The following is a 12,140-nucleotide window of genomic DNA, read 5'->3' on the forward strand; positions in this document are numbered from 1 at the left end:
TCTGTTCTAAAGGCTCAGTAGGGGTTTCAGATGCGCCATCCCCGCCGCGTTGGGGATGCTGCCGTGGCCGGCGCTGTCCGGGATCCTGAACGCCCCGTTTTCGCAATCTGCCGCTCCGTCGAGCAGAGCGGCATTCGCCGGATAGATGGTGTGCTGGAACTCATGCGCCTCGGCGCCGGTGGCCAGACCGGCGCGCAGGCTGGCATTGGCAAAGAGCCCCAGCCCGATGGTGGCATGCGGAATGACCTGCGCGCCGTCCTTGCGTGCGCGCGCGGCGATGCGGGCAAACTGGGTCACGCCGGTGTGGCCCATCTCGGGCTGCACGATCGCTGCGGCGCCGGCGCGCGGGTGATAATCCCATTCGCTGCGCCATTCCTCGCCAAGCGCCAGCGGGCAGGCGATGGACTTGCCCACCGCATGCTGCGCCGCGATGTCCTCGGAGGCGACCGGCGCCTCGAAGAACCAGGGATCGAAGGGGCGCAAGCTCTCTGCCATGGCGATGGCCTGATCTGCGGTGCAGGTCCAATGCACATCGACCGCGATCTTCTGATCGGCGCCCAGCCCGCTGCGCAGGCTGTCGAATTCGCCGGCGATGTCGCCATCGTCGCTGTGGCTCACCGGGATTTTCACCTTGTCGAAGCCGCGCGCCTGCCAGCTCTGCGCCAGTTCCAACCGCGCCGCCCTGGTCGCCTCCGGCAGCCCCGAGACATAGGCCGGAAGAGCGCCGGCGCCGGGCCGGCCAAGCGCCGCTTGCAGGCTCTCTCCCCGGCTGCGCGCATAGAGATCCCAGAGCGCGATATCCAGCGCCGCCAGCGTGTCGGCCAGATAGCCGCCCCAATAACCCCGCACCCGCTGCAATTCGTAGAGCGCATCCCAGGTGGCATCCGGGCGAGCCGGATCCAGCATCATCAGATAGGGGCCGAGCAGATCCTCGATCAGTGCCGCCACCGCCTTGGGCGCCACCAGCCCATAGGTCTCGCCCCAGCCGATGGCGCCATCGGCATCGGTCAGCCGCACCACCACCGAACGGTCGAAGCGCGGATAGACCGTGCCATTGAAGCGCCGCACGATGTGGCTGTCGCCGAGAGCAAATTCGCCGTCTCCCAGATCGCCGAGATAGGCCGCCTTGCGGTTGCGCTCGAAGACACAGACGTCGATGCGTTCGATCCGCTTATGCATCGGCCAGCTCCCGCGTCAGGCTGGCGCGTTCATAAAGCTCCAGCACCAGCTCGGTCAGCTCGCCATCCATTTCGGGCAGCGGTTCGCGCACGTCGTCGCATTCGATCAGGCCGCGATGCTTGAGGATCAGCTTGGTCAGCCGCATCCGGTACGGCGCCTGGATCAGCAAGAGCGGCAGGCTGCGTTCGTAAAGGCGCAGCGCCTCGGCCCGGTCATGCGCCGCATAGGCGCGGTAGAGCGCGACATGCAGATCGAGCAGTTCGATCGCCGGCATGGTGGCCATCGCCCCCCGGTCGAGCTCTTCCAGCAGGTAGCGCGCGCCGCCGCCGCCGATCACCCCGTCGAGATCCGGGCCGCACCCGGCGACCAGCCGCGAAACCTTGGGTCCCGAGGGGATGCCTTCTTCCTTGACGTAGCGAATGGCCGGCACCTCGGCGGCCAGCGCCAGCATCTCGTCGGCACTCAGATCGGCGCCGCGCGGCTTGAACAGGTTTTGCAGGATGATCGGCCGGCCCTCGCCAAGCGCGGCGGCAATGCGGCCGAACCATGTGCCGCAATCGCCCTCCATGCCGGGTACGGCCATCGCCATGATGCCATCGGCGCCGGCCTCGACCGCCATGCGGGTGATCTCGACCATCTCGGCCGGATCGGAAGAATTGACACCGGCGATGACCGGCAGCCGGCCCCGGGCCACATCGGCCACGAGGCCCAGCGCGCGGCGGCGCTCTTCGGCGCTGAGGTAAAGATCTTCGCTGGCGACGCCGGGAAAGACCAGTGCCGCCGCGCCCGCCTCGATCGCATGAGCCGCGACTTTCCTGAGCGAGACCTCGTCGACCTCGCCGCTTTTGGCAAAGGGGGTCGGGACGATGGGCAGGACACCCTTCAGCGCAGCTTTCATCTTGTGAGTCTCACTATTTGCAATTGCCGTTTCATAGTTGAAACTTATCGAGGCCCATCGTAACCTGTCAATGCGTTTTTGCAGCACGAGGAGCATTCACCATGGCGCAGCCATCCTTCATCGCGGTCGATTGGGGCAGTTCGTCCTTTCGCGCTTGGGCCGTCAGCACAGCCGGCGAGGTGATCGCCGCGCGCAGCGGGCCGGACGGGCTCAAGTCCGTGAAAGACAGGGATTTCGAGGCGGTGATCCGCCGCCATTGCGGCGACTGGCTCGAGGCCGATCCGACCCTGCCGGTGCTGACGCAGGGCATGGTGGGCGCGCGCGGCGGCTGGCAGGAGGCGCCTTATGCCGCCTGCCCGGTGCGGTTTGCCGATCTTGCCGCCAATGCCGGCCGGTTTCACATCGGGGCGCATCCGGTGGTGATTCTGCCCGGCGCCTGCATGAAGACCGACACCGGCGGCGACGTCATGCGCGGCGAAGAGGTGCAGATCCTCGGTGCCGCCATACTTACTGGGCGCGACGAGGCGGTCATCTGCATCCCCGGCACCCACAGCAAATGGGCCCGGCTCGCGGCCGGCACGCTGAGCGGATTTCAGACCTTTGTCACCGGCGAGCTGTTCCAGCTCTTGTTGAACTCCAGCCTTGTCGGCGCGCTGGCCGAGGGCGACGAGATGCAGGAGGCGGCTTTTGGGCGCGGGCTCGACCGTGGCGCGGCGCTGCCGCTCTCACATGCGGTCTTTGCCGGTCGCGCCTCGGTGCTGACCGGGCAGATGCCCGGCACCGAGGTTGCGGCCTTTCTCTCGGGCGTGCTGATCGGGGCGGAATGCGCCGCCCAACCCGCCGATGACAGCCCGGTTCTGCTTCTGGCCAGCGGTGTGCTGGCCGACCGCTATGCCCGCGCGCTCGATCATTTCGGCCGTGCCCATCTGCCGGTGGACGCCGATGCCGCCAGCCTCGCCGGGCTGACCCGGGTGGCGCAGGATCTCTGGCCGAGACGGGTGGCCGCATGAGCACGCCCGCCGTCGCCCTCAATCATGTCGCCCTCGCCGCGCCCGATCCCGAAGCCAGCGCCGGCTTTTACCAGGCGTTCGGCTTTGTCTGGGGGTTCACCCGCCATGACGCCGCCGGCCGGATCGCGCTGCTCCAGATGCACCGGGCCGGCGGCTTTATCGAGCTTTTGGCCGATACCGAGGGAGTCGCGCCGGGCCATTTCGGCCTGCACACCGCCGAGATCGCCCCAATGCTCGAGCACCTTGCCGCCCAGGGCATTGCGCCACTGCATCCGCCGCGTCAGGGCGCCTCGGGCGTGATCTGGACCTTCTTTGCCGATCCCGCCGGCAACCGGGTCGAGCTTACCGCCCCCTGCCCGCGCGCATGAAACCGGGCCCCACAGCCTCGGGCCAATTGCTGGCCCTGGTGGCGCTGTTCAGCGGCGTCGCCTCGGGCGTGGTGCTCAAGGCGATCGGCGCCACGCCGCCGGGCGAGGCCATCGCGCTGCGCTCGGCCATGGCCTTTGCGGTGCTGGCGCTGGTGGTGCTGGCGCGGCGACGCGGCGAAGCGCGGCTGATCGGCCCGCGCGGCGGGCTGCGGGCCGTGCTCGACGCGGTGGCGGCACTGTGCTTTTCGCTGGCGATCTTCGAGATTCCGCTGGCGCTGCTTGCCGCGATCCACGCCACCCTGCCGATTGTCTCGGTGATCCTTTCGGGCGTTCTGCTGAAAGAGCGGTTGCGCGCGCTCAACTGGCTGGCGCTTGCCCTGGCCTGCGCCGGAACGCTGCTGATCCTGCAACCCGGCCTGGCGTTTTCGCCGCTGGGCATCGGGCTGGCCCTGATTTCGACCTTGGCCTATGCGCTGCGCGATATCGTCACCCGGCTGCTGCCACCCAGGACGGATACAATTCGCATCGCGCTGGTCTCGCTGGCGCTGGCCGGAAGCCTGGCCGCGCTCCTGCCGGGACAGGCCGGGTGGGTGATGCCGCCGGCGCGGGACCTCAGCCTGATCGCGGCCGCGGCGGCCGGGTTCATCGGCGCCAATGTATTGATCATCGCTGCCCTGCGGCGCACCGCACTCAGCCAGATCGCCCCGCTGCGCTATTCCAGCGTGCTCTGGTCGCTGGGGTTCGACGCCCTGCTCTGGGGCTACCTGCCCGATCTCGCCGGCTGGACCGGCATCGGCCTCATCCTGCTGGCCGGGGCGGTGCAGATCCGCGCCGGCCGCCCGACGTTTCACAAGGACCTGCCATGACCCGCAAACCCAACATCCTCTTTCTGCTGCCCGATCAGCTCCGCCACGACTTCCTGGGCTGCTATGGCGCCGGTTTCCTGCGCACCCCGGCGCTCGACAGTCTGGCTGCCGCCGGCACCCGGTATGAAACCGCAATCTCGCCGGCGCCGATCTGTGTGCCGGCGCGCGCCTCGATGCTGACCGGCCAGCCGGCGCATGAGACCGGCATCCTGCATAATCTCTGCTGGCTGCGCCCCGACCGCCGCGCCATGGGCATTGCCACCTGGCCCGAGTTGCTGGCCCGGGCCGGCTATCACACCGCCGCCATCGGCAAGATGCATTTCTATCCCTGGGACCGCGCCGAGGGGTTTCAGCACCGGGTGATTTCCGAGGACAAGCGCCATATCCATGTGCGCGACGATTACCACCACGCGCTGACCGCCGAGGGCCATGGCAAGCTGCACGGCCATCAGATGGCCGGCTATGTCGAGACCAAGGGCGCGGCGATCAACCCCCTGCCCGATCATCTGCAACCCGACCGCTGGGTGGCCCGACGCGCGGCCGCGCATCTGCGCGGCATGACCGGCGACCAGCCCTTTGCCATGATGGTAGGCTTTCCCGGTCCGCATTGCCCCTATGACCCGCCCGCCACGGCGCTGGACCGGGTTGATCCCGCCGGCCTGCCGCCCGCCCTGCCCCGCACTGAGGAAAGCGCGGTCCTGTTGCCCGAACTGGTGGCCGGCTATCGCCGCGACTGGGCCGAACTGGATTATTCCGAACTGACCGAGGCGCAGATCCGCACCATCCGCCACCATTACGCCGTGTCGGTCGAACGGCTGGATGAGGATGTGGCGCTGCTGATCGAGGCCCTGCGAGAGACCGGCAAGCTCGACAATACCATTGTCGTCTTCTCCTCTGACCACGGCGATTACCTCGGGGATTTCGGCCTGATGGGCAAAGGCTTCTTTCACGAGCCTTCAATCCGCGTGCCGCTGATCGTGGCCGATTTCCGCCAGCCCGAGGCGAAGGTCGAAACCGCGCCGGTGACGCTGGTCGATCTCTTCCCGAGTTTCCTGGCCTGGGCGGCTCTGCCGCCGGCCCCGCAATCGCGCGGCGCTGTGCTTGGCACCGCGACGCCCGACCGCGCGATCTTTGGCGTCACCTCGCGCGGTGTGATGCTGCGGCAGGGACGCTGGAAACTGGCCCGCTATCACGCCGGAAGCGAAGCGCTGTTTGACCTGGGCGCCGATCCCGGCGAGCAGGAGAACCTGATCAAGGCGCGTCCCGACATCCGCGCCCGGCTCGACGCCCTGCTCACCGCCGAAATGTTGCGCGGGATGACCGCCGGCCATGCGGACAAGACGGTGGCAGCGGCCAAATCGCCACCCGAAGGCGCCTTTCACGACCGGTTCTGGCGCCGCCCCTACCCTGCGTCCGCCGGATGACGGGAACAAATTTCTCGCGATATTGCGGATTTCATGACGTCAGGTGATGACCGCGGCGGCGCGCTGCGCTAGGATTTCCTTACTCGGCGCCTGGGTTGAGACCGGCTGATACCGGGATCGACGGCCGCCGGGCTGGGGCGCTTTCTGGCTGGTATTTGCCACATAACCGCCCCTATCTTCCTGCTCCAGCTACGTCCGATAACTCTGAAGTGACAGATGGTGGGCTGTCGTGCTGCCTGCCGGCTCAGCCGGCCATGGAAACTACCTTCGAAATGCAGCTGTCCTGGCCCGGTAAGCGACCCCATGCCCGCCCCAGCCAAGGTGCTGGTGGGCGCAAAAGGCTTCCGGTTTCTCGGAGAAAACTTTGCCGATACGGTCTGGGCCGGCCACCGGTTCGCGGACAAGTGGCGTGTCGAGGAGGTCGTCACCGCGATAAACGGGGAACAGCTCCGGAGCGCCGTTGACGTCAAGGGGGATGTCCTCGGCGTCCTGTTCCAGAGGCACCGCTGCGCCAAGGCCGGCAAGCGGGTTCTTACGGGCTTGATCGGGGAAAGCGCATGCATTCCCGCACCATTGCTCGCCGGCTTGGCAATACAACCCAAGCCGCTCCAGCGGCGCCGCATCCTCAGCGACAAGATTGGGAAGGGCAGGGGCGACTGCGACAAGTCTTGGAGCGGCTCAACCAACCGGAGCGCCGCAAACACGAAAAGCGGATCGAGCGCATGACATTCAGCGACCTGAACTCTGAACAGTGTTGCTTGCTGCCATGCCCCAGCCCAGAGCCTTGTTGTGCGGATCGGCGTCAATAAACTGTTCCTTGAACAAGTCCTGCCCGTGACTTCGGACAAAATTGTCCGCGGACAACGGCTGGGCTCCATCGCGCGATCATTGCGAAAACCGCGAGAGAAACTGGCGGGGTCGATGGCCTGAGATTGCCCAGGTCATGTCCGTGACAATCGACGCACAAGTTGTTCCGGCACAAAGCCAGCGCTGTTCTTTCCTGACGTTATCGAGCGAAAGTAGGCGCCGACCTTCTGGATTTTCTCATGGAATTGCATGACAGCCCAGACAGTCAGTGCCGCGCCTTCTATGCCCAGTCTCTCCTGTGCATCTTGGTAGTTTCGTGAATCGATTCCGAGCATTGGGGCAAGAGTTCGGGCATGGGAAACCACGTCGGACATGGTCTTCACTGGTGACAATGAAAATTGCGCGGCTTCGGGGCAGGCGGTCAGGATTTCCTGAATGGTGATCTTTGGCGCTTCGGACCGTGATGGAGGCACTTTGGGTTGGCTCGGGTCTTTAATATCAATATTTTCTTTATTTGAGTTATGATGGTGCCGGACATTTTGGCCGTGGCTGTCGGACATTTTTTCTTCTCTGGTGTCGGTGCATTCGCACGGTTGTTCAATGTCCATGGCTTCGATGTCTAGGCTGGCCAACAGGTTTTGGCTTTCCTCCAGTGAAAGATTTCTGCGAAGCGCGCGGATAGCCATTGTGGCACCACTGTTGTCGGGATCGGATCGCAGGATTTCATTTGCGGCGGCGCGTATCTTGGCTTTGAGATAGGCGATCTGATCGTTCTTGCGAACGGCCTCGGCGGCAAGATCAACAAGCTCGCCAAAGCGCTGGAACAACGGTGACAGGTCGAATCCGAACCGAAGTGCGGTTCCCTCCGTCCTGTTCTGTCGGCAGAACCGTTTCCGATTGGAACTGTCGCGCCGGACGAGAAGGCCGCATTCCTGAAGGATGGCGGCATGGCGCCGAATGGTCCGGTCAGAGATTCCGTTCCGGCGGAAGGCAAGCGTGGCATTCGATGCGAAAACGGTGTTGTGGCGCCGCTTCGGGGGAAGACAAGACAGCATCGCGTCGAGCGTCGCAATGACCGACGCTTTCAGCCCCATCAAAGGGGCCGCCTGGCGCAGCGTGTCGATGACGATGTGCCGTTCGGGGCGGGCGTTGTCCGCGGACAACAGTTCCCGGTTCCGCTCTCCTACGGAGGCGGATGCTTGCGTAAATGCCATGAATTTTTCACGACAACCGGTCGGGAAAGGGCCCAGCCCCCCGTTTTCTTGAGAAAAGGCAACAAAAAACCGTTCAACCGAATCGGTTGTTGTTGACTGTTACGGAGAAGCTGGTAAATCTGAGGGTGCTAAGAACAGATTGGGCTCTCCAGGGGTGACCTTGGGGGCTCTTTCTTTTTTTGGCTGTGTGTCGTGCTCCTTGTGGTTTTTGTTGCTCTGCTCGCCTGTGTATCAGTCGGATTGCCTGTCCGACTTCCACGCCTCATAGAGACGCTTCAGCTCAATTTCGGCATTGTCCCGCATCCATTGAGTGAATTCCGGGGCGTCGACCTTGGACATCTTCACGGTCAGTGCGCGTGGGCTGTCCTTGATCTCAGCCAATGTTTTGCCGTCGTTCGCCATGACCTTTTGTGCCGCGGGTTTTGTGGCTTTGGCGGCCTTGGCGCTATTGGATACAGCGTCGCTGACACGCGCAAAGCGGTCGTCCGAGGCAGGGATCTTGTCGAGTGCCAAGTCCGAGGCCACTTGAATAAGGTCAGAATTGCTGCCCTTCACCTTGTCGGCGAGGTCTTCCCACCGGCGGCGACCGACACCATGCGCCGAGCCGATCATCTCGATCACCGGTTCGGGGATCGATCGCGCCACCTTGGTCATGCGCGACAGCATCGGTTTGTCGATGGCCAGGGCGTCGAGGATCACGGGCTGTTCATAGCCCGTGTCGCTGAGCTGTGCCGCGAAAAGAGCCTTTTCGATAAAACTCGGGTCCAGCCGATGTGAGTTTTCCTGGCCTTGCGCCAGGATCGCCTCTTCGTCGGAAAGCGTGCGCACCAGGGCTCTGGCCGCCAGTCCGATCGATTGCAGTGCCCGCAACCGGCGACGACCGTAAACGATCTTGTAGCGCCCGGGCTTTTCCGCAAGCGGACGCACCATGATCGGCACCTGCTGGCCGTGTTCCTTGATGCTTGCCGCAAGCGTGACCACGTCGGCGTCGGAAAAGGCAAGGCGGTCCTTTGGCCCGTCTTCCTCGATCAGGTCGACGGGAATTTCCCGGACCGCATTGCTGGAGAGATCCTTGAGCGTCGATTTTACGCCGCTCATCGCGCCCGTGTTCGGGAAGCGGGGCTTCGAATCCTCGGAGGAAACAGCAGCGGCGGCATCCGGCGGGGGCGGGGGCTGGAACAGGTTTCTACGTGCCATCAGTCGACGGTCCTCCCCCAGGATTGTTGGATTGTTTTCTCGAATTCGTCCGCGACGCCGTTCACACTTTCCATGATCCTGTCCAGGGTCTTCTTGACCACCTGGCTCGGTTCCAGCTCATAGATTGTCTGCTGCGTCATCCCGGCGTCGGAAATCGCGGTGGATTTCAGCATCGGCGTGGCAAGCACCTGGTCGAGCAGAATGGACCTGAGGAAACCCGCCATCTGCGATTGCGGCACGTCGGTCGGCTCGAACCTCGCAACGAGGTATTTGAGGAACGACCAGTCGATCGGCCCCGTCGCTTCCTCAAGGGTGCGAACAGTCTCTCCGGCCATCTCAAGGAATTGCGCCATCGAAGCAACATCGAGCATGCTGGGTACGACGGTTATCAAGAGACCTGTGGACGCCAGCAAGGCAGTCATTGTCGTGAAGCCGAGCTGAGGCGGACAATCGATAATCACCAGATCGTAATTGGCTTCGATTTCATCGAGTGCGATGGCCAGTCTTTGCGTAAAGGGCGGGTCGACCTTGTGCTGAAGTGCATAGGCGGTTTCGGTTTCATACTCGGACAGCAACAGCCCGGCAGGTGCCAGGTCGAGGTTGTGAAAGTAAGTCTTGCGCACCACCTGGCTCAACGGCACAGGGTCTTCGTATTTCAGCGCATCGTATATGGTTCCGCTCTCGGCAAACTCGATTTCCGGGCGATAGCCGAACATCGTCGTCAGACTGGCCTGGGGGTCCATGTCCACGGCCAGCACGCGATAGCCCCTGAGGGCGTATCGCTGGGCCAGGTGGATCGCGGTTGTCGTCTTGCTGGACCCGCCCTTGAAATTCACGATGGAGAGGATCTGAAGCGCGTCACCGTCCCGCCGACCTGGCAAGTAGGCGTCGCCGTTGCGACCGGTTTTTGCCATGACCTTGCGGATCTGGTCGATTTCTTCCGCAGTATAGAGGCGTCGGCCTCGGGAATCCGTCTCGACGTCGGGAAAGTCACCCTCCTGGTGGCGCGTTCGGAGGTTCGACATACTGATGCCTGTCAACTCGGAAACTTCGGCAGGGTGGAATTTGCGCAGGGTCTTTCTGCTTTCCGGTTGAAAGCTGTTGCGCATATGGTGGTTCAGGGCTTCCGAAAGTCGCGCCGCATCCGTGGAAATGGATCCTGCAATAGACTTTGTGCCGGGGAAATCCGCCTTGCTGTTCATGCTGCCCTCGTGACCTCTTGGTGGGTCGATTATGTTTCGTCGCTAAAGTGCGTGATTTTCGCGTTCTTGCGACTAGAGCACTCATCGCACGCAACTTATCCCCAGACAACAATTTTTTTAAGCTGGTGGATGGCGGAATTCCGATAGCGCTCGGGGGTGCAGGATGGTGGTATGGCGTAAGTGTCTGGAAAATAAGAATAACCATTGCGCGAAGGGGCGGTTCGCGAATAAGTTGCCGTGTTGCCTTTGCCTGCCCCCGGGGGGCACGGCAAGCTTTGTCTGCGAATCGTGGCACTTACGAAACGCATGACGGCAATCTGGGGCCCCCTCAGATAAGCCCAAGGCGCTTGGCCCGCGCCAGCAACATTCCGACCGAGGGCGCCTGTCAACGGGTGTGGCAATGCAGCGTGAATTCGTGCCTCGCCTCCGGCCGGCCGCAGATTGCTTGCAACGGAATGCCCGCGTCCGCGTCTTTGATCGCGGCGACATTGGCGGGCAGGCGATCGTCACGCACACAGGCTTTCACGGCGCGTAGCGGGGGCTTTGCATCCCGTGTTGATCCCGGGGCAGGGGGCATGGACGCAAAACCGCTTGGGTAATGTGCAAAAACTCCGTATTTTGCACATATGAAACCGCAAGAATCTACCTTTAATGACCTTTCCGACGATCCTCTCATCACCACCGAAGAGGATGAGGAGACTTCAGAAGAAGATCTCTGGTTTCTGCCGGGGCCGCTCGAAGAAGACCCGGATGATTTGCCTCCCGGGCCACGCGCGCAACCGTCCGAAACGTCCGTCATCGACGACTGGGCAATGGCGGAAGGCGCCCAAGCTGCGCTTCTGGCAAGGGTGGCCGGGCGCATGGGGGCGCTGGATGACCGGCTGGAGCGCGGCCCGAAAGGCTGGCGGCACAGACTGGCTCTGATCGAGGCGGCGGACCTCAGCTGGTATGCGGGTGATCGGGTGAGCCCCGATCGTCTGGCACTGTGGACCTCCATGCGGCTGTCAGGTGTTCAGGATGATTCAAATGCCTTGGCCCGGATCGGGTGGGCTGTTCGTCGCCTGACTGGTGGCCCGGGCCCGATGACCGATCTGGCGGCCTTCCTGGACCGCCGTGATCCCGAGACCATCGAGGACACTGCCGAGCGGTTCGAAGATCGCGCGGGCGGATGGATAGACGTGATGACGGCAGCGGCCGATCTGCACCCGATCACGCGCGCCTGCATGGGCTTTCATCTCTGGAGCCTGGCGGGCCTCGGCCAACACGGCGACCAGATCGAGGCAACCGTCACAGCAGCCCGGATCGCGGCCGGTGACGGACGCGGTGCGATCTTCGCGCCAATCGCCAAGGGTGGGGCAGGCGGGCTGCGGGCCGCTGGCCTGCCGTTCGAGCGGTTGACCCGCTGGCTGGATGGGATGAACAACGCCATTCTGACGGCGATACGCCATCTGGACGACATCGAAGCCTGGGATGCACGGGCAGACGCCGCGATGGCTCGGCTCTCCGGGCGCACACCGGCCGGTCTCCGCTCTGTATTGACCGAATGGCCTTTGGTGTCGGCCCCAATGGCGGAAGCCTTGACCGGCGCAAGCCGCGCTGCTGTGCAGCGCAACCTGGCCTGGATGGAAGACCGGGGCCTGATTCAGGAAGTGACCGGGCACGGGCGCTACAGGATGTGGCGTATCGATATCCAGGTGAGTTGAAGGAAGCCGCGCCAATCTGTCTTCCGACAGACCTCCGCAACAGACGTTCTGCCCTCCGCCTGCCTGAAGCCGAACACCTTTTGTGCGTCCGGGAACTTCGATGGTTTGATGCGTTTCCGCTCCTCTCCCAGCCAAGGCCTCCATGCGGAAAACTCGATCCAGAAATGAGGGCTTTCCCGGGGATCATATCAGCCCGGTCCGCCGCCACACGCTGGTCTACACCGTGGTTTGCAGCGCGACAAACAAGATGAGAATCCGGCGTCAATCAGGAT

11 protein-coding genes are annotated in these 12,140 nt (G+C 63.7%); 6 read left to right on the forward strand and 5 right to left on the reverse strand.

Annotated elements, in window-relative coordinates; all coding sequences use genetic code 11:
- Positions 1-6: 6 nt before the first annotated feature.
- Positions 7-1,179, reverse strand: a complete 1,173-nt coding sequence (locus PVW49_RS22200; RefSeq protein WP_274591608.1) for a mandelate racemase/muconate lactonizing enzyme family protein — start codon at positions 1,177-1,179, stop codon at positions 7-9.
- A complete protein-coding gene (locus tag PVW49_RS22205) occupies positions 1,172-2,077 on the reverse strand; it encodes a dihydrodipicolinate synthase family protein (RefSeq protein WP_074839736.1) in 906 nt (301 codons plus the stop codon). The genes PVW49_RS22200 and PVW49_RS22205 overlap by 8 nt, the downstream gene beginning before the upstream one ends.
- Positions 2,078-2,178: 101 nt before the next feature.
- Between PVW49_RS22205 and PVW49_RS22210 the strand changes: the two genes are divergently transcribed.
- The 5 genes from PVW49_RS22210 to PVW49_RS22230 all read left to right on the forward strand — a co-directional run bounded on the left by PVW49_RS22210 (position 2,179) and on the right by PVW49_RS22230 (position 6,471).
- Positions 2,179-3,087 carry a 2-dehydro-3-deoxygalactonokinase gene (locus PVW49_RS22210; protein ID WP_274591609.1) on the forward strand — a complete coding sequence of 303 codons (909 nt, stop codon included), beginning with the start codon at positions 2,179-2,181 and terminating at the stop codon, positions 3,085-3,087.
- Positions 3,084-3,455 (forward strand): VOC family protein, encoded by a 372-nt coding sequence (locus PVW49_RS22215; RefSeq protein ID WP_074839741.1) that lies wholly within the window; start codon positions 3,084-3,086, stop codon positions 3,453-3,455. Before PVW49_RS22210 ends, PVW49_RS22215 begins: the two co-directional genes overlap by 4 nt.
- Positions 3,452-4,321, forward strand: coding sequence for a DMT family transporter (locus PVW49_RS22220; protein ID WP_083416177.1), 870 nt, complete (start codon positions 3,452-3,454; stop codon positions 4,319-4,321). Before PVW49_RS22215 ends, PVW49_RS22220 begins: the two co-directional genes overlap by 4 nt.
- Positions 4,318-5,745 carry a sulfatase family protein gene (locus PVW49_RS22225; protein WP_274591610.1) on the forward strand — a complete coding sequence of 476 codons (1,428 nt, stop codon included), beginning with the start codon at positions 4,318-4,320 and terminating at the stop codon, positions 5,743-5,745. Before PVW49_RS22220 ends, PVW49_RS22225 begins: the two co-directional genes overlap by 4 nt.
- 303 nt (positions 5,746-6,048) lie before the next feature.
- On the forward strand, positions 6,049-6,471 hold the full coding sequence (locus tag PVW49_RS22230; protein ID WP_274591611.1) for a hypothetical protein: 423 nt from the start codon (positions 6,049-6,051) through the stop codon (positions 6,469-6,471).
- A gap of 215 nt (positions 6,472-6,686) precedes the next feature.
- On the opposite strand, the gene repC is transcribed toward PVW49_RS22230, so the two are convergent.
- The 3 genes from repC to repA all read right to left on the reverse strand — a co-directional run bounded on the left by repC (position 6,687) and on the right by repA (position 10,165).
- Positions 6,687-7,766: a plasmid replication protein RepC gene (repC, locus tag PVW49_RS22235; protein WP_274591612.1), complete on the reverse strand. Its 1,080-nt coding sequence runs from the start codon at positions 7,764-7,766 to the stop codon at positions 6,687-6,689.
- A 231-nt stretch (positions 7,767-7,997) separates the two neighbouring features.
- Positions 7,998-8,963 carry a plasmid partitioning protein RepB gene (gene repB, locus PVW49_RS22240; RefSeq protein WP_074839759.1) on the reverse strand — a complete coding sequence of 322 codons (966 nt, stop codon included), beginning with the start codon at positions 8,961-8,963 and terminating at the stop codon, positions 7,998-8,000.
- Entirely contained in the window at positions 8,963-10,165 is a 1,203-nt protein-coding gene (gene repA, locus PVW49_RS22245) for a plasmid partitioning protein RepA (protein ID WP_048534232.1), read from the reverse strand. Before repA ends, repB begins: the two co-directional genes overlap by 1 nt.
- A gap of 626 nt (positions 10,166-10,791) precedes the next feature.
- Here repA and PVW49_RS22255 point away from each other — a divergent pair.
- Complete coding sequence (locus PVW49_RS22255; protein ID WP_274591613.1) at positions 10,792-11,868, forward strand: hypothetical protein; 1,077 nt, start codon at positions 10,792-10,794, stop codon at positions 11,866-11,868.
- Positions 11,869-12,140: the final 272 nt, after the last annotated feature.

Source organism: Marinovum sp. PR37, from assembly GCF_028807375.1.
GTDB classification, from domain to species: Bacteria; Pseudomonadota; Alphaproteobacteria; order Rhodobacterales; family Rhodobacteraceae; genus Marinovum; species Marinovum algicola.